Consider the following 21,073-nt stretch of genomic DNA (forward strand, 5'->3'; position numbering starts at 1 on the left):
CCGCGATGCCCGCCCGCCAGCCACCGCGCGGCGGCACCGCCGCCACCTTCGCCCCGCCGATCATGGAGGCCCGGCGCTGGCTTGACGGGATCGAGTTTCCGCCCGACCGGCCGCTTCTCGATGTCAGCCAGGCCGCGCCGATGGACCCGCCGCCCGCGGCGCTGCGGCAGGCCATCGCCGAGGCCGCGCTGAACGATCCGGGCGCGCATCTTTACGGCCCCGTGCTGGGCCTGCCCGAGCTGCGCGCCGAAATCGCCGACCAGTGGTCCTCGGCCTATGGCGGCGCGATCCGGCCCGAACAGGTGGCCATCACCCAGGGCTGCAACCAGGCCTTCTGCGCGGCCGTCTCGGCCATCGCCGCCGCCGGGGACGAGGTGATCCTGCCCACGCCCTGGTATTTCAATCACAAGATGTGGCTCGACATGGCCGGCGTGCGGGCGGTGCCGCTCTCGACCGGGGCCAACCTGCTGCCCGAGGTCCAGCGCACCGCGGCCCTGATCACGCCGCGCACCCGCGCCATCGTGCTGGTCACGCCCAACAACCCGACCGGGCTCGAATATCCGGCGGGGCTCGTGGCCGAGGTCCTGGCGCTTTGCCGCAATCACGGGATCGCCCTGATCCTCGACGAGACCTATCGCGATTTCGACGGGCGCGACGGCGCCCCGCACCGGCTGTTCGCCGATCCCGACTGGGGCGACACGCTGATCCAGCTTTACTCCTTCTCCAAGGCCTACCGGCTGACCGGGCATCGCGTGGGCGCGCTGGTGGCCGCCGAACCGATCGTGGCCGAGGTCGGGAAATTCCTCGACACGGTGGCGATCTGCGCCAACCAGCTTGGCCAGCGCGCGGCACTTTGGGGGCTGTGCAACCTCGCCGCCTGGAAGGCCGACGAACGGGCCGAGATCCTCGCCCGCCGCACAGCCGTCGAAACCGGCTTCGCCGCCCTGCCGGGCTGGGATCTGATGGGCGCGGGCGCCTTCTTCGCCTGGGTGCGCCACCCCTTCGCCATCGACTCGACGACGCTCGCCCGGCGTCTCGTGGCCGAGGCGGGCGTGCTCCTGCTGCCCGGGTCGATGTTCCTGCCCGAGGCCGATCCGGGCAGCCGCGACCAGCTGCGGATCGCCTTTGCCAATATCGGCCGTCCGGGCCTTCGGACGCTGTTCGAGCGGCTTGCGGCCTTCCGCCCCTGACGCTTGCGGGGGGCCGCGCAAAGACCTACACAGCAGCGAACCCAGATCCGGCAGGGAGGCGGCCCGATGTCCAAGTCCAAAGGCAAGCAATTCTCGAAGACGCTCGTCTGGCTGATGCTGATCTTCGTGGTGCTGGGCCTCGGCGGGTTCGGGGTCAGTAATTTCGGCGGCCGGGTCGAAGCCATCGGCAGCGTCGGCGACACGAAGATCAGCACCGACACCTATGCCCGCGCGCTGCAGCGCGAATTGCGCGCCCGCGCGGCGGCAACCGGCGGCCAGACCATGAGCATCGCCGAGGCCCAGTCGACCGGGCTGGTCGATGCCATCCGCGCCCAGGTGATCTCGAATGCCGCGCTCGACAACGAGATGGCCCGGATCGGCGTGTCGGTCGGCGACGATCAGGTCGCCCGCGAGGTGATGCGGATCGACGCCTTCAAGGGCCCCGATGGCAGCTTCGACCGCGAGGCCTATCGCTACACCCTGTCGCAGAACGGCCTGACCGAGGCGCAGTTCGAAACCTCGCTCCGCGACGAGGCCGCGCGCTCGCTGCTGCAGACGGCCGTCGTTGCCGGGCTGAACCCGCCCAAGACCTATGTCGACACGCTGTACACCTTCATCGCCGAACGGCGCAGCGTCAGCCTGATCCACCTGACCGCCGAGGATCTCGACGCGCCGGTGCCCGACCCGACCGGGGACGATCTGACCGCCCAGTACGAAGCGACCCCCGCTGCCTACACCGCCCCGATGACGCGCAAGATCACCTATGCCTGGCTCACCCCCGAGATGATGGCGGACCGGATCGAGCCCGACGAAGAGTTGCTGCATCAGCTTTATCAGGAACATATCGACGAGTTCGTGCAGCCCGAGAAACGTCTTGTCGAACGGCTGGTCTTTGCCGACATGACCGAGGCCCAAGCCGCCTGGGACAAGATCGCCTCGGGCGAAGAGAGCTTCGACGACGCGGTGGCGGCGCGGGGCCTCTCGATCGACGATATCGACCTTGGCGACGTCTCCGAGGTGCAGATCGGCGGCGCGGCCGGACAGGCGGTCTTTGCGCTGACCGAACCCGGTCTTGCCGGGCCGGTGATGTCGGATCTCGGGCCCGCGATCTTCCGGGTGAACGCGATCCTCGCCAAGCAGGAAATCCCCTTCGAGGAGGCGCGCGAAACCCTCGCCCCCGAGGCGGTGCACGACCGCGCGGTTCGGATGATCGCCGACAAGATGTCGGACTTCGACGACCTGCTGGCGGCGGGCGCGACGCTTGAGGATCTGGCACGCGAAACCGACATGGAGCTGGGCGAGATCGACTATACCGCCAATAGCGACCAGGGCATCGCCGCCTATCAGGACTTCCGCGAGGCCGCCAATGCGGCGGTCGAGGGCGATTTCCCCGAAGTGAAGGAACTGGACGACGGCGGCATCTTCGCGCTGCGGCTCGACGGGGAAACCCCGCCCACCCTGCGTCCGCTCGACGCCGTGCGCGACCAGGTCGCCGAGGATTGGCGCGCGGCCGAAACCGCGCGCGAGCTTGCCGCCAAGGCCGAGGCGCTGAAGGCGCGGGTCGAGAATGGCGAGGACATGGCCGCGCTCGGGCCCGAAGTGACGTCGGAAAGCGCCCTGTCGCGCGGCGGGCTGATGCCCCAGCCGCTGTCCGATGCGCTGTTTGCGCTGGGGGCCGAGGGCGACACCGCCGTCGTGCCCTCGGGCGACGAGGTCTGGCTGATCCGGCTCGACGCCATCCTGCCGCCCGACGGCAACGATCCGGGCGCCGAGGCGCTGCGCCAAAGCATCGCCTCGCAGGCCAGCCAGGGGATCGCCCAGGACCTTTACAGCTCGTTCGCCCAGGCGGTGATCAACGCCGCCGGGCTGTCGCTCGACCAGGCGGCGATCAACGCCGTCCATGCCCAGTTCCGGTAAGCGCCCATGTCGAAGATCATTCCCGAGTTCGCCGCCTTCGAGGCAGGTTACGAGGCCGGTCGCGCCCAGGTCGTCTATGCCCGGCTGGCCGCCGATCTCGATACACCGGTCTCGCTGATGCTGAAACTCGCGGGCGCCCGGACCGACAGCTTCATGCTGGAATCGGTCACGGGCGGCGAGGTGCGCGGCCGCTATTCGGTGGTCGGCCTCAAGCCCGACCTGATCTGGGAGTGTCGGGGCGAGACCAGCCGCGTCAACCGGATGGCGCGTTTCGATCCCGACGCCTTCGAGCCGATGGAGGGCCATCCGCTGGCCAGCCTGCGCCGGATCCTGGCTGAAAGCGCCATCGACATGCCCGAGGACCTGCCCTCGATCGCGGCGGGGCTTTACGGCTATCTCGGCTATGACATGATCCGGCTGGTCGAGCGGCTGCCGAACGTTAATCCCGACCCGCTGGGCCTGCCCGATGCGCTGATGCTGAGGCCCTCGGTCGTGGCGGTGCTGGACGGGGTCAAGGGCGAGGTGACGGTGGTTTCGCCCGCCCGGCCCGAACCCGGGCTGTCGGCCCGCGCCGCCTATGCCCAGGCCGCCGAGCGGGTGATGGACGCGCTCCGCGATCTCGACCGGGCGGTGCCCGCCGAGACCCGCGATTTCGGCGAGGCCCGCGAGATCGGCGAGCCGGTCTCGAACTTCACCCGCGAAAGCTACATGGCCGCGGTCGAGACCGCGAAGGACTATATCCGCGCGGGCGACATCTTCCAGGTCGTCCCGGCCCAGCGCTGGACCCAGGACTTTCCGCTGCCGCCCTTCGCGCTTTATCGCAGCCTGCGGCGCACCAACCCTTCGCCCTTCATGTTCTTCTTCAATTTCGGCGGTTTCCAGGTCGTGGGCGCCAGCCCCGAGATCCTGGTGCGGCTGCGCGGCGGCGAGGTCACGATCCGGCCCATCGCCGGCACCCGCCCGCGCGGCGCCACGCCCGCCGAGGACCGCGCGCTCGAGGCCGACCTGCTCTGCGACCAGAAGGAACTGGCCGAGCATCTGATGCTGCTCGATCTGGGACGCAACGATGTGGGCCGGGTCGCGAAGATCGGCACCGTCCATCCGACCGAGAAATTCATCATCGAGCGCTATTCCCACGTCATGCATATCGTCTCGAACGTGGTGGGCGAGATCGCCGAGGGCGAGGATGCGCTGTCGGCCCTGCTGGCGGGGCTGCCTGCGGGCACGGTCTCGGGCGCGCCCAAGGTCCGCGCGATGGAGATCATCGACGAGCTCGAACCCGAAAAGCGCGGCGTCTATGGCGGCGGCGTGGGCTATTTCGCGGCCGGTGGGGACATGGACATGTGCATCGCGCTGCGCACGGCCGTCCTCAAGGACGAAAAGCTGTACATTCAGGCAGGCGGCGGCGTCGTCTACGATTCCGACCCGGCCGCCGAATGGCAGGAAACCGTCAACAAGTCGAACGCGCTCCGCGCTGCCGCCGCCGAGGCCGCCCGCTTCGTGCGCCGCGGCAACGGCTGAGCCGCTCCCGCGCCCCGGCGGGCGCGGGCCATGTCGTTTTCAGTAATCGCGTTCGTAGAAGATCCCGATGCCGGTATCGCCCTCGGCGCCGACATGGCCCTTGACGGTCACATAAGGCGACACGTCGAGATTGAGGTTGATCTCGCTCTCGCCGTCCGGATTGACGATCACCTGCGAATAGACGTTGTCCGACAGGTACTTGCCCGCACTCAACTCGGTGCCGCCCTCTTCGGTCGAATTCACGTCCAGATCGTCGAGCCCGGTCGCGCTGCGCAGCGTGCCCAGAATCCCCTGCCCGCCCCGGCCCATCAGCGTGGCCACCGCCGAGGCCAGCTCGGCCGCCTGCAAGGGCGACAGCGTATCGAGCCCACGGCCGAACAGGATCCGCGAGATCACCTCTTCCTGCGGCAGATCGGGGTCCGACTGGAACGAGATATCGGGGGAACTGGCGCGCCCGTCGACGAGGATTCGCGCGGTCACGTCGCCCGACTGGGTCGCCGCCACGAAATGCAGCTGCGGATCGAACGGGCCGGACAGCGTCACCTGCCCCTCGTCCAGCGTGAAACGCTGGGCCAGGATGTCGAGCCGCCCGCGGATCAGCTGGAACTGGCCCGTGGCCGCGACATCGGCGGTGGTCCCGCCCAGAACCAGCCGCCCGCCCAGCTCGGCATCGAGCCCCCGGCCCCGCACGAAGACCTGCGAGGGCGCCGACACCGTCAGGTCCAGCGGATAGGGCCGTCCGCCCCCGCCGCCGCTGTCGGTCTCGACCAGTCCGGCGCGCACCCGCGTCGCCTGCACCGCCGCCGGGGCGCCCCGATGCACGAGATCGGGCAGCTCGCCGCCGCCGCCAAGCCCGGTCGAGGGCACGGTTATCTCGGTCCGCCCCAGATCCAGCCGCCCGGCGATCCGCGCGCCGCCGGTCAGCGGGCCGGTGACCGTCACGGTGCCATCGACGCTGGTTTCATAAAGCGCCGGGTCCTGCAGGCGCGCCTGCGTCAGCCGGATGGCCAGTTCGGCCGGGAAGGCCCCGGACAGCGCGATCGGCCCCGCGACGGAGACCTGCCCGCCGCCCAACCGTCCGCCAAGGTCCAGCCGCGCGCGTCCGCCCGACAAATCCACCCGACCGCCGATATCGGTCAGCGCCGCGCCCAGCGTCGGCGCCGACAGCCGCGCGCCCGAGGTCGTGGCCCGGCCCGACAGCGCCGACAGCCCCGGCGGGCCTTTCAGCGTCAGATCGTAGGCCGCCACCCCGTCAAGGCTGCGGGGTTCGATGAACGGATTGGCCAGCGACAGCGGCGCCCGGCCGTTCAGGCTCAGATCGGCCGACGAGGCATCCCGGGCCAACGTGCCCGCAACGGCCGCGGTTGTACCGCTCGGCCCGGTCGCGTCGAGTTTCAGGCGCCAGTTGGCCCCGTCGGGCCGGGCCGTGCCCTTCAGCGCGACCGGCCCCGGGAAGCCCTCGACCAGCAGCGCCAGATCGGACAGCCGTGCCGCCAGATCGAGCGTGCCGTCGCCCGCGCTGTCCTCGGCCTTGACGGTGAGCCGTGGCGTCGCGATGTCGACCCGCCCGACCGAGATCGCGCCGCCCTTGCGCGCGCCTTCGGCCTCGATGGTGGTCTTGCCGCCGATCACCCGGTCGATCTGGGCCAGACCGATGGCCAGCCCCTGCGCCTCGGCGCTCAGCGCGGCCTCGAAATCGCCCTTGACCGCGCCCTGCCCGGTCAGCGTCGCGTCCACCGATCCCGACAGCCGCCGTCCGGCAAGCCCCGAAAAGACCGACAGCTTCGGCGCGTTCAGCGTCACTTTGCCTTCGGCGGGCAGCGCCGGGTCGCCGGGGGTCAGCGCGCCCTGGGCGGCAATCTCGGCCCCGGCCGCCCGGGCCTCGAACCGGTCGAGCCTGAGCCGCCCGCCCGATTCCCAGCCGAAGGCGGTGTCCAGCGTGCCCGCCCCGGTCAGCTTCGGATCGACCAGCGCCAGATCGGGCACCTGCCCGGTCAGGGTCAGCCCGCCCGAGGCGGTCGACAGATCGCCTTTGCCCTCAAGACGGATGCCCGGAGTTTCAACCTGCAGCGCCTTCAGCGCGGTCCCCTCGGGCCCCCGCGCCGCCGCCACCTGCACCTGTCCCTTCCCGGCCAGAAGCGGATCGAGCCGGGGCGTGCCGGTCTTGAGATCGGTGGTTTCGGCCGCGAGCGTCAGATCGAAGATCCCGTCCAGCAGCCGGTAGCGCCCGGTCAGATCGGCCCGGGCCGCGCCGCCCAGCGCCCGGCCCGCCAGCGCCGCAAAGCGCGACAGGTCGTCCAGCGCCGCGCCGATCTCGCCGTCGAAGGGCAGCCCGTCGGCGGCGGCGCCCAGCGTACCCTTGGCCGTCAGCCGCGCATCGCCCGCCGCGATTGCCAGATCGCTCAGCGAAAACGGCGTCCCGGCCTGCCAGAAGAGGCGCGCGCGGCCCTCGGCCGTCGCGCCCAGCGCGCGCGCCAGCGCAGGGTCGGCATGGCTCAGCCCGGTGGCGCGGAAGGCGATGTCAGCGTCCAGCGCCGGAGCCTCGGGCCGGATCGTGCCGGTGCCGGTCAGATCGGCATGGCCAAGCTTCAGCGGGCCGCTGGTCAGCCCGTCCAAAGCGATGTCGGCCTGCCAGGCCTCGCCGGTCGCGGCATCGAATTTGGCCTCCAGCGACACGCCCTCGACCGTGGTGTCCAGCCCCGAGACCGGCAGCACCACGGGCCCCGACAGCCGCCCTGACAGATCGACCTTTTCCGGCAGGCCAGTCGGGGCCAGCGCCAGCGTGCCGCCCAGCTGCAAGGCCCCGGTCGCGACTTCGAGCCGCGAGATGTCAAGCCGGCGGTCGGCGCCGCGCGTGCCCTCGACCGCCAGCTCGGACGAGTCGCCGAAGAAGGGGCGCAGCCGCTCGGCCACCAGCGGGCCGAGATCGCCCGCAAGGGTCGCGGCAAAGGCCCGGGCCTCGGGCGCATCCTCGGGCGCGGCGATGGTCAGTCTGCCCGCGACCCGGGGCTCGCCCTCGGTCGCCAGCGCCAGATCGGCCGCGAAATCGCTGAGCGGCCCGTCGCCCTCGACCGTCAGCGCCAGCGGCGGCGCGCCCGGCAGACCCGCCAGGCTCGACACGATGCCGCCCGCGCCTTCGGTCAGCGACAGGTCCAGCGACAGGGTCTGGCTGTCATTGGCATAGGCGGCCTTCAGCGCGAAGGCGCCATCGGCATCGCTGCGGGTGGCGGTGATATCGGCCTCGCCCGCGCCGCCCGCGAGGCTCAGCGCCCCGTCCAGCGCCATCTCGGCCTCCTGGCCGATCAGCGCCTCGCCCAGCACCAGCCGGGGCGTCCTGACCCGGCCGATGTCGATCGAGACCGGCAGGTCCGGCAGCGCGAAGGGCGTGGCCTCGGATTGCTCGACGCTGGCACCCTCGCCCTTGGGCAGGCGCGGCAGCAGGATCTCGTCGGCCGACAGTTCCTCGACCTTGATCTCGCCCCGCAGAAGCGCCGCCCGCGACCAGTCGAGCACGGCCCCGCGCACGGTCAGCCACACGCCATCCTCGTCGGCGATGGTCAGCTCTTTCAGGGTCGCCCGCGAGGACAGCGCGCCCTCGAATCCCTCGATCCGGATCTCGCGCCCGGCCGAGGACAGCTTGTCCTCGAGAAAGCGCACCAGAACGCCGCGGTCGTCCTCCTGCGCGGCCAGCGGCAGCGCGGTGAGAAGAAGCAGAAGAAAACCGAGAAACGCGCGCATCAGAAGGCCTGCCCGATACCGATATAGAACTGAACCCCGTCGCCGGTATCGCCGTCGACCGGCGCCGCGATGTCGAAGCGGATCGGGCCGATCCCGGTGTCATAGCGCAGCCCGAGCCCCGCGCCCGAATGCCAGTCGCCGTCCGACACCCACGAGTCGGGCCCGACGAAGCCCGCATCGTAGAAGGCCACCATCTGGATCGCGCGGGTGACGCCGATCCGCGCCTCGCCCGACAGCCCGACGAAGGACCGCCCGCCGATCCGGTCGCCATTCGGCAGATCGACCGCGAGCGACTGATAGGGCTGGCCGCGCACCGTGCCGCCGCCGCCCGAAAAGAACAAAAGCGCGGGCGGGACGCCATCGCTCGACGCGCCGACCACGGACCCGATCTGCGCCCGCCCGGCCAGCACGACCCGGGACCCGAGCGGCTGGTAGATCCGCGCATCGGCCTTGATCAGCGCGCCGCTTTCGGCCGCGCCGCCCACTGCCAGAAGCGGGGTCACGCTGCCGTCGAGATAAAACCCGTCATGGGCGTCGAGCGCATCGTCGCGGCGGTCCCAGGTCAGGCTGACGGGAAAGGTCAGATGGGTCAGTTGCCGGTCGCCGAGATCGTCGCTGACATCGGAATAGCGCAACAGCACCCCGGCCTCGCCGCTCAGATGCGGCGTGAAGATCCGGGTCAGGCCGCCGCCCACCCGGGCGTTGGTCTCGGTATAATCGGGCTCGTCCAGATCCTCGACGGCGCCCAGCAGGTAAAGCCCGGTATCGGCGTAGATCACCGCCGGGCGGTCGAAGCGGGCCGACAGCGACAGGTCCTCGCCGCCGCCCTCCTGCCCGCCGATCCCCGCGATCTCGAAATCGAAGCGCAGCCGCTCGGCCCCGCCCAGAAGGTTTCGATGCATCCAGTAGCCCGAGACCGTCGCGCCCTCGAGCGACGAGAGCTCGATCCCGAAGCCCAGGCGGCGTTTCTTCTGGTCGACCACCTCCAGCCCGATATCCATGCTGTTGCCGGGTCCGAGCGTCTCGGCCTCGGTCAGGCGCACCGACCGGAAAGCGCCGGTCCGGCGCAGCCGCTCGGCGCTTCGGTCCAGCGCCTCGGGATCGAAGGGTTCGCCCATCGGCAGCCCGGCAATGGCCCGAAGCCGCTCTTCGCGGACCCGCGAGCCCGAGGCGATCACGAGATCGCCGAACCGGACCGCAGGCCCGGGATCGAGCCGCACCCGGGCGGCCAGCGTTGCCCCCGGGTGATTGGCGATCAGGCTTTGTCCCGCGACCCGGGCCCTGGCATGACCGGCGGTACGCCAGCCATCGACCCCGGCCTCGGCCGCAGCGCGAATGGTGCCCGCCTCGGCGGGCCGCCCCGGGGCAAACCCCTCGGGCAGGTCGGTGCCGGGGGCCAGCGGGTCGATCTGGGCTTCGGAGAAGGCGAAAGGCCGCCCGGTCGCCACCCGGATCTCGACCCGGCCGATCCGGGCGGGCACCGACAGGGGCGACAGATCGGCCGCCTCGCGCCCGTCGAGGGTGACATGGACCTCGGGACCGTAATAGCCGCGCGCATAGAGCACGCCGACAAGACGGGCGTAATCTGCCCGGGCGGCGGCAAAGATGTCCTGCGCGCTGGCATCGGGTTCGCTGGCCGCCTGCAGCGACAGAGCCGAGTTCTCAAGCGCCTGCCGCACCGCGTCGGGTGCGCCGGGCGCGCTCAGCACGGCTTGGGTCGCGGCGGCCGGTCGCGGGGCGACAGACAGCAGGATCGCCGTCAGGACGGCGAACGAGGGAATGCAACGCGAGTCGATCAAATCCGGCCCCTTTTCCCGGCATACTTAGCCAAGACGGCGGCAGGGGAAACCCCGGGGGCCGGATTTTGCCGCGAAAGGGCGTGCCGCCGCCGCGCCTGGCGCGGGGGCACGGGCGCCCGCGTCAGTCGGGCGCGTTCTCGATGCCGAAGGCGCGGCTCAGCATCAGCCGGTAGCCGACGACGATGGTCGCCACCAGCAGCGCCAGCTCGATCGCGTAGACGAAGAAATAGGGCGTGGCCGCGCCGAACATGTCGCCGATGGGCGAATGCAGCACCGCATCGCGGAAGACGCCGCCCAGCGCGATCCCGGCACCGGCCGAGGTCGCCTGCACCGCGCCCCAGGCCCCGAGCGCCAGCCCGACCTGGGCCTTCGGCGCCGAGCGCATGGTGGCCGTCAGCGTGCCATGGCTGAACAGCCCCGCCCCGAAACCCGCCAGCATCGTGCCCAGCACGAAGATCGGTTCGGATTGCAGCGTCGCCGAGAAGGTGATCGCGGCGAAGGCAGGCAGGCCCACCAGCGCGCCCCAACCGGCCATCGCCATCGGGTCATAGCCCCGCGACAGCACCCGAGAGGCCCAGGCGAAGCCGACCAGCGTGCCACCCGCGACCGAGGCGGTCAGCTTGGTGGTCGCCGCCACCGACATGTCCAGAACCTGACCCCCGAAGGGTTCCAGCAGAACGTCCGACAGGCCGAAGCCCAGCGTGCCGAGCCCGATCACCCACAAGAGCCTGCGGGCGTTGGGGCCGCGCGTGAACAGCCCCCAGGCCTCGCGAAAGCTGGGTTCCGGCTCGCTTTCGGGGCGCGGCCTGGCGCGGGTACGGTCGCGCGCCTCCATCTTCCACAGCGCGATGACGTTGAAGACCATAGTCGCGACGGCCGCGCCCTGGATCACCTTGATCAGCTTGGCGTGGTAGAAGTCCTCCAGCCACATCCCGAACAGCAGGGCACTGACGATCATGCCGACCAGCAGCATGACATACATCAGTCCGACGACATTGGGCTGGTCCTCGCGCGGCGCGAGGTCGGTCGCCAGCGCCAGCCCCACGGTCTGCACCGTGTGCACGCCCGCGCCGACCAGCAGGAACGAGATGGCGGCACTGAGAATACCAATCCATTCCGGCGCACCGGCCGCACTTTCCTGCCCCGACAACACGATCAGCGCGAAGGGCATGATGGCGAAGCCACCCCATTGCAGCAACGTGCCCTTCCAGATGTAGGGCACCCGCCGCCAGCCCAGCGCCGAGCGGTGCGTATCGGACTTGAAGCCGATCAGCGCGCGGAAGGGTGCGAACAGAAGCGGCAGGGAAATCATGATGCCGACGATCGATGCCGGGACTTCGAGCTCGACGATCATCACCCGGTTCAGGGTGCCGACCAGCAGCACCATCGCCATGCCGACAGAGACCTGGAACATCGACAGCCGCAACAGGCGGCTGAGCGGCAGGTCTTCGCTGGCGGCATCTGCAAAGGGGAGGAATCGGGGGCCGACCGTGGCGATACGGTTTACCGCCATCTTGCTCAGTCGATTCATGCGGTCACACTCCACACGCGGCCCGACACAGGGGGCCCGTGTCCTATTGCCCGCTGGGGCGCGTTTCCAGTAGGGCCGGGGCGTCGCCGCCCCGAAGGCACGAAGGCCGAGGCTGAAACCCCGGCCCTCGCAAATTCCTGTCTCGAGCCGAAAGGCTTACGAGAGCAGCGTGGTGGCGTTGGTGACCAGCGACGCGGCTTCGAACGAGCCGGCGTAGTAGTCGCCCATCCAGCCGGTGGTCAGAACCAGCATCAGGTGCACCAGGAAGGAAGCGATGGCGCAGGCAACCAGGAAGAGCGGGATACCAACGGTGGGCTTCACGACGAGCCACATTTTCGCGTTGTTCATGATCTATATCCTCTCTCTAGATTAGCCGAGCCACGGGGTGGCGATGGCAGCCAGGAAGTGGGCGAACAGCGCGATCGCGCCGAACACGCGGGTGCCGTCGATGAGTTGCTTGTGCACTTCTTCGGCTTCGGCAAGGGTCAGGCCGGTCGGCCAGACTTTGTCCATATCGTCAGTCATATTGTCGTCTCCCCAATATGGTTTTCGACTGTGGTACGTGCAGAGCCTGCACGCAGGCGTCGACAACGCAGACCGGAGATATCCTTCGCGATTTCTCGCTGGGCTACCCGACCCGGCATCGTCACAAGCAAACGATGTCACAAGCGATTGACGTTGGCAATGTCAACGCAGCCTGACATGGCCCCAGAATCGTGCGACATATCGAACCCTCTTGACAGCACGTCGCAGCCCCTGCGGCGCCCCGTCCTGCGACCGTCAGGACCCTTGAATTTTCCACACGCAGGTGGGGTAATATCAAAGCGCCCAACTGCAATTCGCCGTACTCGTCGGGCCCGGACCGAAGCTCTGCTCCTGTCGTCGACGATCGCGGACGCAACAACCTGGAGGATCCATGAAATATTTCTGGGACGACTGGATGCCGAAGCTTTCCAGCAAGCAACGCCTGCTCACCGACGTCGAGACCGACGGCGAAAGCACCACCACGCCCTTCTCGGACGCGCTTGGCTTCAAATGCCTGTCCGAGGACAACACCTCGAAAACCGAACTGATGACCAACAACCCGACCCCGCTGTCGCGTCAGATGAACTGGCCGCTGCTGGGCGGCATGGGCGAAGGCCATGTCGAGCTGAAGACTGCGGATCCGACCCCGCTGTCGTCGCGCATGGGCTGGCCGCTCCTGTCCAAACGCGCTCATTACGCGGTGGCCGAGAAGTAATTCGGCCCCCGTTCGGCGCAGATGCGCCCGCGCGATCCCCCGCGCGGGCGTTTTTTGTTGCCCGGCCCCCCCCGGTGCCCCCCCCCTCTGCCCCCCTTTTTGCCCGTCGCTCCTGCCCCCCCCTGCCCAGCGGTCCGACCCGGGCTGTCCGCTCGCCCGCCGGGCGTCCGCGCGGGCCTGTGCCGCGCCGCAGCAGGATGGCCGCGTTTTGCCCGACTCTTGCCCGGACGCCGCCCGGTTTCTGCGATCTGGTGAGACCCGCCGGACGCGCGCGTGTCCCGGCGCCCAGCCCATGCCGCGAAAGGAGCCCGACGATGGCCAACCCCACCTCTTCCCACCCGCGTCCGGTGTCGCCGAAGGGCGACTCGGCCCGGCCGCTTCCCGAACCCACCAAAGGCGCGGTGTTCAAGGACTGGGCCAGCATCTGACCCGACAGAAAGAAGGGGCCGGTTCCAGCGGAACCGACCCCTTCCTTTTTCCGCCGCGCGCCAATGTGGCACCGCGGCGAGTACGGTCTGCGACTCGACCGGCGACTCAGCCGACCAGTTCGAGACCCGAGAAGAAATAGGCGATCTCTTCCTTGGCGGTGTCCGCACCGTCCGACCCGTGGACCGAGTTCTCGCCGATCGACAGGGCGAATTCCTTGCGGATGGTGCCCTCGGCGGCTTCGGCCGGGTTGGTCGCGCCCATCACTTCGCGATTCTTGGCAATCGCGTCCTCGCCTTCCAGCACCTGCACGACGATCGGCTCGGAGGCCATGAACTCGCAGAGTTCGTCGTAGAAGGGCCGCTCCTTGTGCACCGCGTAGAAGACGCCGGCCTGGGCCTTGGTCAGGTGAATGCGCTTCTGCGCCACGATGCGCAGGCCCGCGGCTTCGAGCTTGGCGTTGATCGCGCCGGTCAGGTTGCGGCGGGTCGCGTCGGGCTTGATGATCGAGAAGGTGCGTTGAATCGCCATGTCTTGCGTCCTCTTGGGCGCCGCCCGGGGACGGCGGGGAAAAATCGCGGCCCTGCTAGCACGCGCCCCGGCCCTTGAAAACAGGCTTTCGCCGCAGTCGCGGGCGAGCCGCGCGGGAACCGGCCCCGCCCGCTCACGTTGGGGTGCGTGTTCGCGCGCCTCTGTGAAAAGGGCTTTTCATGACCGTGATTGTAGATTTCCTGAACACCGTACTCTGGGGCTATGTCCTGATCTGGGGGCTGATCGGAGCCGGGCTTTACCTGACCATCCGCCTCGGCGGGCTCCAGTTCCGCCACTTCCCCGAATTCATCCGCGTCGTCGTCAGCTCCAGCGAGTCGGACCGCAGCGGTATCACCCCGCTGCAGGCCCTGACCGTCAGCCTCGCCAGCCGGGTCGGCACCGGCAATCTCGCGGGCGTCGCGGTCGCGATCTATCTGGGCGGGCCGGGCGCGGTCTTCTGGATGTGGATGGTGGCGCTGGTCGGCATGGCCACGGCCTATGCCGAATCGACGCTTGCCCAGCTTTACAAGGTGCGCAACGCCGACCGCCAGTATCGTGGCGGCCCGGCCTATTACATCTGGCACGGGCTCAATGCCAAATGGCTGGGCTATGTGTTCTGCTTCTTCTTCCTCTGTTCCTTCGGGCTGATCTTCAACGCGGTCCAGTCGAATTCCATCGCCGACGCCGCCGACGGCGCTTTCGGCATCCCGAAACTCGCGACCGGCATCGCCATCGGCGCGCTGACGGGCGTGGTGATCTTCGGCGGCATCCGCTCGATTGCCAGCGTCGCCGAACGGGTCGTGCCGATCATGGCCGGGATCTACCTGCTGGTCGCGGCCTATGTGCTGGTCGTGCACGCGACCGAGATCCCGGGCCTTCTGGCGCTGATCGTCAAAAGCGCCTTCGGCATCGACCAGGCCGTGGGCGGATTCGCCGGGGGCTTTGCGGCGGCTGCGCTGAACGGCGTCAAGCGCGGGCTGTTCTCGAACGAGGCCGGCATGGGCTCGGCCCCGCATATCGCGGCCGTCGCCGTGCCCGACCCGCATCACCCGTCGAGCCAAGGCATGGTGCAGGGGCTTGGCGTCTTCATCGACACGCTGCTGATCTGTACCGCGACCGCGCTGATGATCCTGCTGTCGGGCGTGGTCGATTACGGCCCCGACGGAATCACCGGAACCGAGCTGACCCAGAACGCGCTGTCGGCCCATATCGGCGCCTTCGGCCCGCCCTTCATCGCGGTGGCGATTCTTTTCTTCGCCTTCACCTCGATCATCGGCAACTACGCCTATTCCGAAAACGTGATGGAGTTTCTCGGGCTTGGCCGCGGTGTGCCGCTGGCGATCCTGAAGGCCGCACAGGTCGGCATGGTGATCTGGGGCGCGGTGCAGCCGGTGACCAAGGTCTTCAACTTCGCCGATGCCTCGATGGCGACCATGGCCACCATCAACCTGGTCGCGCTGATTCTGCTGTCGGGCACGGTGATCCGGCTGACGAAGGACTATTTCGAACAGCGCAAGATCCGGGCCGAGCCCTATTTCCGGCTGTCGAAGCATCCCGAGATCGACCCGAAGGGAATCGACCGCACGATCTGGAACGAGGATGTTGCCGCCGAGCGGGGCGCCTGACCCGGTTGTCCCCGACCCGGCTTTTCCTGACCCGGCTTTCCCCGGGGCCCGCACCCTGTTAAAGCCGGGCCATGCTGCGCATCGACGATCTTCGCTATTCCATCGAGGGGCGCCCTTTGTTCGAGGGCGCCTCTGCCGTCATTCCCGATGGCCACAAGGTCGGCCTGATCGGCCGGAACGGGGCCGGGAAGACCACGCTCTTCCGGCTGATCCGTGGCGAGCTGACGCTCGATTCGGGTGCGATCGCCTTCCCGCGCCACGCCCGGATCGGCGGCGTCGCGCAAGAGGTGCCCTCGTCCGAGACCTCGTTGCTGGACACGGTGCTGGCCGCCGATACCGAACGCGCGAGCCTCATGGCCGAGGCCGAGACCGCGACCGACCCCCACCGCATCGCCGAAATCCAGACCCGTCTGGCCGATATCGACGCCTGGTCGGCCGAGGCGCGGGCCGCCTCGATCCTGAGGGGGCTCGGGTTCACCGAAGCCCAGCAACACATGCCCTGTTCGGACTTTTCGGGCGGCTGGCGGATGCGGGTCGCGCTGGCGGGTGTGCTGTTCGCGCGCCCCGACCTGCTGCTTCTGGACGAGCCGACCAACTATCTGGACCTCGAAGGCGCGCTCTGGCTTGAAAGCTATCTGGCGCGCTACCCCCATACGGTAATCCTGATCTCGCACGACCGCGGGCTTCTGAACCGTGCGGTCGGCCATATCCTGCATCTCGAAAACCGCAAGCTCACGCTGTACGCGGGCGGCTACGACGCCTTCGCCCGGGCGCGTGCCGAACAGCGCGCAGTGCAGGCCGCCGAGGCCAAGAAACAGGACCTGCGGCGCGCGCATCTGCAAAGCTTCGTCGACCGCTTCCGCTACAAGGCCTCGAAGGCCAAGCAGGCCCAGGCCCGCATCAAGATGCTGGAGCGGATGACCCCCATCGCCGCGCCCGAGGATCTGGCGCGCGTGGTCTTCACCTTCCCCCAGCCCGACGAGCTGTCGCCGCCCATCGTGGCGCTGGAAGGGGCCGCGGTCGGCTATGACGGCACGCCCGTCCTGCAACGCCTGTCGCTGAGAATCGACCAGGACGACCGGATCGCGCTTCTGGGCCGGAACGGCGAGGGCAAGTCGACATTTTCCAAGCTGCTGGCGGGCAAGCTCGACAAGCTCTCGGGCCGGATGACCACGGCCAACCGGCTGAGAATCGGCTATTTCGCCCAGCATCAGGTGGACGAGCTGCATCTGGACGAAACCCCTCTGGACCACCTGCGCCGCGAACGCCCCGACGAGGCGCCCGCGAAGCTGCGCGCGCGCCTGGCCGGATTCGGTCTGGGCGCCGACCAGGCGGAAACCGAGGTCGGCCGGCTTTCGGGCGGGCAGAAGGCGCGGCTGTCGCTGCTTTTGGCCACGCTCGACGCGCCGCATCTGCTGATCCTCGACGAGCCCACCAACCACCTCGACATCGAAAGCCGCGAGGCGCTGTCCGAGGCGCTGAACGACTATTCGGGCGCGGTGATCCTCGTCAGCCACGACATGCACCTGCTGTCGATGGTGGCCGACCGGCTCTGGCTGGTGCAGGGCGGCCGGGTCACGCCCTACGAGGACGACCTCGACGCCTATCGCCGGATGCTGCTGGGCACCGACCTGCCCGAAAAGGTCGCGGGCACCGACCGGCCCGCGCGGCCCGAAGCGCCCAAACGCGCCTCGCGGGACGAGATCCTGACGCTGCGCGCCGAGGTCCGCAAATGCGAGCAACGGGTCGAGAAACTGGACGAGATGCGCAGTCGCTTGCAGGAAAAGCTGGCCGATCCCGAGCTTTACGACCCCGCCCGCACCGACGAGCGGATCCTCTGGCAGAAGAAATTCGCCGAGGCCGAAGAGGCGATGGAGCGGGCCGAGGCCTTGTGGATGGCCGCGCTGGAAAAGCTCGAATCGGCCGAGACCTGAGCGATGGATCTGGGCTTTCACGTCAGCGCCTTCATCACCCTCTTCGTGATCGTCGATCCGATCGGGCTGGCGCCGGTCTTCGTGGCGCTGACCCAGGGCATGGGCACCCGCCAGCGCCGCGCCATCGGCCTGCGCGCCGCCGCCATCGCGGTCGGGCTGCTGACGCTGTTCGGGATCTTCGGGGAAAAGGTGCTGGCCTTTGCCGGGATCTCGATGCCCGCCTTCCGCATCGCGGGCGGCATCCTGCTGTTCCTGACCGCGCTCGAGATGCTGTTCGAGCGGCGCAGCAAGAAGCGCGAGGACCGCGCCCATGAAGAGCTGCCCGACCCGTCGGTCTTTCCGCTGGCAACCCCGCTGATGGCCGGGCCGGGCGCGATGGCGACGATGATCCTTCTGAACGGACAGATCGACCGCGCGCCGCTGGACATGCTGCTGATCCATCTGTCGATGATTGCGGTGATCGGGATCTGTGTCGCGCTGTTCCTGGCGGCAAGTCTTCTGGAACGGGCGCTGGGCCATACCGGCATCGTCGTCGTCTCGCGGCTGCTGGGAATGCTGCTGGCCGCCCTCTCGGTGCAGTTCATCCTCGACGGGCTCAGGGATTTCGGCCTTGCCCCGGCCTGAGACCCTTCGAGTTTCGCACCCCGCCGCCTATATCGGTCCTATCCCCGGGAAAGGAGTGTCATGACCGGCGACGATTTCGGACGGCTGATCTATCTTGTCCTGCTGGCCACGGTCATCGCGGGCTATTTCCTGCTGTCGCACCGTCGGCGGCTTGGTCAGGTCGCCCAGCAGGCAGCGATCTGGGGGCTGATCTTCATCGGCGTGATCGCGGGATTCGGGCTTTGGTCCGACATCCGCAACGACGTGGCCCCGCGCCAGACCGTCTTTGCCGAAGAGAACCGGATCGAGGTGCCCCGCGCGCCCGATGGCCATTACTACATGACCCTGCGGATCAACGATGTCCCGATCCGCTTTGTCGTCGATACCGGCGCGACCGATGTGGTGCTGACCCGCGACGATGCCGAACGGGTGGGGATCGACCCGCGCAGCCTGCAATTCTTCGGCGAGGCCCACACCGCCAATGGCGCGGTCCGCACCGCGCCGGTCCGGCTCGATGTGGTCGAGCTGGGGCCGGTCACCGACCGCAACCTGCGCGCCTTCGTCAATTCCGGCGAAATGCGCGAATCGCTTCTGGGCATGGCCTATCTCAACCGGTTCGAGCGGATCGAAGTCGTCCGCGACCGGATGATCCTGACGCGCTGAACCGCTCGCCCCCGCCGTCGCGGCCCGCTAGGTTGGGCGCAAACAGCGAGGAGGCGCCCCCGATGACAGACCCGACCCAAGGCCCCGGACCCGACAGCGACCGGATCGCAGAGATCGCGGCGAACCAGCCGCCCTTCGCCCGGCTTTTGGGGCTGACCGTGGTCTCGGCCGCGCCCGACCGGGTCCTGGCCGAGCTTCTGGTGACCGACGATCTGACCAACCGCAACGGTACGCTGCATGGTGGCGCAATCATGGCGGTTGCCGACAACCTGGGCGGCACCGCGACCTTCCTGAACCTCGATCTCGAGGCGGGCGAAGGCACCTCGACCATCGAGAGCAAGACGAACTTCTTCCGCACCGTGGCGCTTGGCGACACCGCGCGCTGCGAGACCGTGCCGCTCCATCGCGGGCGCAGCACCATGGTCTGGCAGACGACCATCACCCGGGGCGATGGGACCCTTGCCGCGAATGTGATCCAGACCCAGATGGTGCTGCGCCCGCGCGGCTAACTCCGGGCTCTCCCCGCATCGAAGCGCTCGAACGCCGCCCGCATCCGCGCCGGGTCGGCGGGGCGGCCGGTGAACAGCTCGAAGGCCCGCACCGCCTGGAACAGCGCCATGCCCGCCCCCGGCAGCACCCGGCATCCGGCCCGGCGCGCGGCCGCCAGAAGCGGGGTTTCGAGCGGCACATAGACGATATCGGCCACCCAGATCTCGGGGCACAGCAGATCGGGCGCGACCGCCATCCCCGGATGCCCGGCCATGCCCATCGGCGTTGCGTTGACGATCCCGTCTGGCCGGTCGTCCCGGATCAGCGCCGCCGGATCGGCGATGGCCCGGACAGCACACCCGCCGCCCGGGTCGGACAGCCGGTCCGCCAGAGCCTCTGCCCGATCCGGCTGGCTGTCATGGATCGACAGCCGCGCCACGCCCGAGCGCGCCAGGGCGTGGCCGACCGCGCCCCCGGCACCGCCCGCGCCGATCAGCAGGACATGCCCGCGCGGCGCGTCCGCCAGACCGCGCCTCAGGCTTTCGGCAAAGCCCCAAAGGTCGGTGTTATGGCCGATCCGCTGCCCGTCGCGCAGAAGTACGGTATTGACGGCCCCGACTGCACGCGCGTCTTTCGATACCTCGTCGAGAAGGCCGGTCACCTCGGTCTTGAACGGATGGGTCACGTTCAGCCCGTCGAAGCCCGCCGCCTCGGCCGCGGCAAGCATCCCGGCCAGATCGAGCCCCCGCCGCGGCGGCGCGTCCATGTCGAGCACGCGATAAAGCAGCGTCAGCCCCTGCGCCCGCGCCTCTGCCATATGCATGGCGGGGCTGCGCGAGCGCGCGATGCCCCGGCCGATCAGGCCAAGAAGGATCGGCACCCCATCCCCGGAAATCCCAGACGTCACGGCGCCCTCCCAAGCCCGGCCGCGTCGGGCCAGACTGGCGGGGGCAGGCAGCCCCGTCAAGCCGGACGGCTCAGCCGCCGCTTTCGGCCTTCTTCTGCCAGCGCCCCGAGTCCTCGGACCAGTATTGCGCCGCCAGCCCCGCCCCCGAGATCAGGCGCCACTGGCCCCGCGCCCGCTCGACCGCCGCCGGATCGGTGCCGTCGAACAGGATGCAGACCCGGTCCAGCGCCCGGGTCTCGTCGGGGGTGACCTCGGCGCCGTCGACCGCCATCAGGCAGCGCGCGCCGTTCGGCAGGGCCGCCTCGGCGGTCAGCAGCACCGGCTGGTCGGCATCGAACCCGGTCCCGGCCATGCCGTGCGGCAGAAAGCCGTCGCCCAGCCACAGCCGGTCGTCGAGCCAGGCCAGCCGGTCGCGGTCGGTGCCGCGCACCACCACCCGCATCCCGTGCTTCAGCGCCTTGTCCAGAAGCACCGGCAGGGTGTCCTCCAGCGGACCGCGGGTCAGATGATAGAACAGCGCCTGTCCCATGAGCCCCGGTCAGCGCCGCGCGAGGGGGTTGTAGGTGCCGAAGGTCCAGATATGTCCCTCGGGGTCGGCGACCGAAAAGCTGGTGCCGCCATGGCTCTGCTCGGCCAGCGGCATGACGATCCGGGCGCCCGCCTCGACCGCGCGCCCGTGCAGATCGGTCGCATCGGGCACCACCGCATAGATCGTCGTCGTCTCGCGCCCGCCGATCTCGCCCGGGTCGGCCAGATGCGGATCGAGACCGCCCCGTCCGGCAGGGCCGAACATCATCAGCCCCTCCCCCAGCCGAAGCTCGGCATGGATAAGGTTGCCCTCGTCGTCGCGATAGACGGCCTGCTCTTCCAGGCCCAGAACGCCCACCAGAAACAGCAGCGCCGCCTCGGGGTCGCGGTAGCGGGTCGCAGGAATGATCATCGGGCTGTCCCTCCCTCTC

18 protein-coding genes are annotated in these 21,073 nt (G+C 69.2%); 9 read left to right on the plus strand and 9 right to left on the minus strand.

Going from position 1 to position 21,073, the window contains the following annotated elements:
- Positions 1–5 precede the first annotated feature (5 nt).
- The 3 genes from EV657_RS13080 (at position 6) to trpE (ending at position 4,628) form a co-directional block, all read left to right on the plus strand.
- The gene (locus EV657_RS13080) at positions 6–1,190 is read left to right on the plus strand and encodes an aminotransferase (protein WP_134078212.1); all 1,185 of its coding nucleotides are present in this window, start codon (positions 6–8) and stop codon (positions 1,188–1,190) included.
- Between the two features lie 66 nt (positions 1,191–1,256).
- Positions 1,257–3,107 (plus strand): peptidyl-prolyl cis-trans isomerase, encoded by a 1,851-nt coding sequence (locus tag EV657_RS13085; RefSeq protein ID WP_134078214.1) that lies wholly within the window; start codon positions 1,257–1,259, stop codon positions 3,105–3,107.
- A 6-nt stretch (positions 3,108–3,113) separates the two neighbouring features.
- Complete coding sequence (gene trpE, locus EV657_RS13090) at positions 3,114–4,628, plus strand: anthranilate synthase component I (protein ID WP_134078216.1); 1,515 nt, start codon at positions 3,114–3,116, stop codon at positions 4,626–4,628.
- A 39-nt stretch (positions 4,629–4,667) separates the two neighbouring features.
- On the opposite strand, the gene EV657_RS13095 is transcribed toward trpE, so the two are convergent.
- The 5 genes from EV657_RS13095 to pufB form a co-directional block, all read right to left on the minus strand.
- The gene (locus EV657_RS13095) at positions 4,668–8,366 is read right to left on the minus strand and encodes a translocation/assembly module TamB domain-containing protein (RefSeq protein ID WP_134078217.1); all 3,699 of its coding nucleotides are present in this window, start codon (positions 8,364–8,366) and stop codon (positions 4,668–4,670) included.
- A complete protein-coding gene (locus EV657_RS22540; RefSeq protein ID WP_279587392.1) occupies positions 8,366–10,165 on the minus strand; it encodes an autotransporter assembly complex protein TamA in 1,800 nt (599 codons plus the stop codon). The genes EV657_RS13095 and EV657_RS22540 overlap by 1 nt, the downstream gene beginning before the upstream one ends.
- Before the next feature lie 121 nt (positions 10,166–10,286).
- A complete protein-coding gene (locus EV657_RS13105) occupies positions 10,287–11,696 on the minus strand; it encodes a PucC family protein (RefSeq protein ID WP_075785379.1) in 1,410 nt (469 codons plus the stop codon).
- 156 nt (positions 11,697–11,852) lie between these two features.
- Positions 11,853–12,044: a light-harvesting protein gene (locus EV657_RS13110; RefSeq protein ID WP_075785378.1), complete on the minus strand. Its 192-nt coding sequence runs from the start codon at positions 12,042–12,044 to the stop codon at positions 11,853–11,855.
- Positions 12,045–12,065: 21 nt separating this feature from the next.
- The gene (pufB, locus tag EV657_RS13115; RefSeq protein WP_042460741.1) at positions 12,066–12,221 is read right to left on the minus strand and encodes a light-harvesting antenna LH1, beta subunit; all 156 of its coding nucleotides are present in this window, start codon (positions 12,219–12,221) and stop codon (positions 12,066–12,068) included.
- A gap of 391 nt (positions 12,222–12,612) precedes the next feature.
- On the opposite strand from pufB, the gene EV657_RS13120 reads away from it, so the two are divergent.
- A complete protein-coding gene (locus EV657_RS13120) occupies positions 12,613–12,936 on the plus strand; it encodes a hypothetical protein (protein ID WP_075785377.1) in 324 nt (107 codons plus the stop codon).
- A gap of 534 nt (positions 12,937–13,470) precedes the next feature.
- On the opposite strand, the gene ndk is transcribed toward EV657_RS13120, so the two are convergent.
- On the minus strand, positions 13,471–13,893 hold the full coding sequence (gene ndk, locus EV657_RS13125) for a nucleoside-diphosphate kinase (protein ID WP_075785376.1): 423 nt from the start codon (positions 13,891–13,893) through the stop codon (positions 13,471–13,473).
- A gap of 179 nt (positions 13,894–14,072) precedes the next feature.
- On the opposite strand from ndk, the gene EV657_RS13130 reads away from it, so the two are divergent.
- The 5 genes from EV657_RS13130 to EV657_RS13150 all read left to right on the plus strand — a co-directional run bounded on the left by EV657_RS13130 (position 14,073) and on the right by EV657_RS13150 (position 19,227).
- Positions 14,073–15,518, plus strand: a complete 1,446-nt coding sequence (locus EV657_RS13130; RefSeq protein WP_134078219.1) for an alanine/glycine:cation symporter family protein — start codon at positions 14,073–14,075, stop codon at positions 15,516–15,518.
- A gap of 71 nt (positions 15,519–15,589) precedes the next feature.
- Positions 15,590–17,452, plus strand: a complete 1,863-nt coding sequence (locus EV657_RS13135; protein ID WP_134078220.1) for an ABC-F family ATP-binding cassette domain-containing protein — start codon at positions 15,590–15,592, stop codon at positions 17,450–17,452.
- Positions 17,453–17,455: 3 nt separating this feature from the next.
- The gene (locus EV657_RS13140) at positions 17,456–18,076 is read left to right on the plus strand and encodes a MarC family protein (protein ID WP_075785373.1); all 621 of its coding nucleotides are present in this window, start codon (positions 17,456–17,458) and stop codon (positions 18,074–18,076) included.
- Between the two features lie 60 nt (positions 18,077–18,136).
- A complete protein-coding gene (locus tag EV657_RS13145) occupies positions 18,137–18,718 on the plus strand; it encodes a retropepsin-like aspartic protease family protein (RefSeq protein WP_134078222.1) in 582 nt (193 codons plus the stop codon).
- A 62-nt stretch (positions 18,719–18,780) separates the two neighbouring features.
- Positions 18,781–19,227 (plus strand): PaaI family thioesterase, encoded by a 447-nt coding sequence (locus EV657_RS13150; protein ID WP_134078224.1) that lies wholly within the window; start codon positions 18,781–18,783, stop codon positions 19,225–19,227.
- On the opposite strand, the gene EV657_RS13155 is transcribed toward EV657_RS13150, so the two are convergent.
- The 3 genes from EV657_RS13155 to EV657_RS13165 form a co-directional block, all read right to left on the minus strand.
- Positions 19,224–20,114, minus strand: a complete 891-nt coding sequence (locus tag EV657_RS13155; protein ID WP_208323270.1) for a shikimate dehydrogenase — start codon at positions 20,112–20,114, stop codon at positions 19,224–19,226. The genes EV657_RS13150 and EV657_RS13155 overlap by 4 nt on opposite strands.
- Positions 20,115–20,184: 70 nt before the next feature.
- Complete coding sequence (locus EV657_RS13160) at positions 20,185–20,643, minus strand: DNA polymerase III subunit chi (protein WP_134078225.1); 459 nt, start codon at positions 20,641–20,643, stop codon at positions 20,185–20,187.
- A gap of 9 nt (positions 20,644–20,652) precedes the next feature.
- Positions 20,653–21,054 carry a VOC family protein gene (locus EV657_RS13165; RefSeq protein WP_134078227.1) on the minus strand — a complete coding sequence of 134 codons (402 nt, stop codon included), beginning with the start codon at positions 21,052–21,054 and terminating at the stop codon, positions 20,653–20,655.
- Positions 21,055–21,073: the final 19 nt, after the last annotated feature.

Source organism: Rhodovulum visakhapatnamense (assembly GCF_004365965.1).
Taxonomy (GTDB): domain Bacteria; phylum Pseudomonadota; class Alphaproteobacteria; order Rhodobacterales; family Rhodobacteraceae; genus Rhodovulum; species Rhodovulum visakhapatnamense.

Coding starts and splice junctions, on each gene's coding strand:
- EV657_RS13080 (WP_134078212.1), top strand. CDS start 6: ATGCCCGCCCGCCAGCCACCGCGCGGCGGCACCGCCGCCACCTTCGCC.
- EV657_RS13085 (WP_134078214.1), top strand. CDS start 1,257: ATGTCCAAGTCCAAAGGCAAGCAATTCTCGAAGACGCTCGTCTGGCTG.
- trpE (WP_134078216.1), top strand. CDS start 3,114: ATGTCGAAGATCATTCCCGAGTTCGCCGCCTTCGAGGCAGGTTACGAG.
- EV657_RS13095 (WP_134078217.1), bottom strand. CDS start 8,366: ATGCGCGCGTTTCTCGGTTTTCTTCTGCTTCTTCTCACCGCGCTGCCG.
- EV657_RS13105 (WP_075785379.1), bottom strand. CDS start 11,696: ATGAATCGACTGAGCAAGATGGCGGTAAACCGTATCGCCACGGTCGGC.
- EV657_RS13110 (WP_075785378.1), bottom strand. CDS start 12,044: ATGAACAACGCGAAAATGTGGCTCGTCGTGAAGCCCACCGTTGGTATC.
- pufB (WP_042460741.1), bottom strand. CDS start 12,221: ATGACTGACGATATGGACAAAGTCTGGCCGACCGGCCTGACCCTTGCC.
- EV657_RS13120 (WP_075785377.1), top strand. CDS start 12,613: ATGAAATATTTCTGGGACGACTGGATGCCGAAGCTTTCCAGCAAGCAA.
- ndk (WP_075785376.1), bottom strand. CDS start 13,893: ATGGCGATTCAACGCACCTTCTCGATCATCAAGCCCGACGCGACCCGC.
- EV657_RS13130 (WP_134078219.1), top strand. CDS start 14,073: ATGACCGTGATTGTAGATTTCCTGAACACCGTACTCTGGGGCTATGTC.
- EV657_RS13135 (WP_134078220.1), top strand. CDS start 15,590: ATGCTGCGCATCGACGATCTTCGCTATTCCATCGAGGGGCGCCCTTTG.
- EV657_RS13140 (WP_075785373.1), top strand. CDS start 17,456: ATGGATCTGGGCTTTCACGTCAGCGCCTTCATCACCCTCTTCGTGATC.
- EV657_RS13145 (WP_134078222.1), top strand. CDS start 18,137: ATGACCGGCGACGATTTCGGACGGCTGATCTATCTTGTCCTGCTGGCC.
- EV657_RS13150 (WP_134078224.1), top strand. CDS start 18,781: ATGACAGACCCGACCCAAGGCCCCGGACCCGACAGCGACCGGATCGCA.
- EV657_RS13160 (WP_134078225.1), bottom strand. CDS start 20,643: ATGGGACAGGCGCTGTTCTATCATCTGACCCGCGGTCCGCTGGAGGAC.
- EV657_RS13165 (WP_134078227.1), bottom strand. CDS start 21,054: ATGATCATTCCTGCGACCCGCTACCGCGACCCCGAGGCGGCGCTGCTG.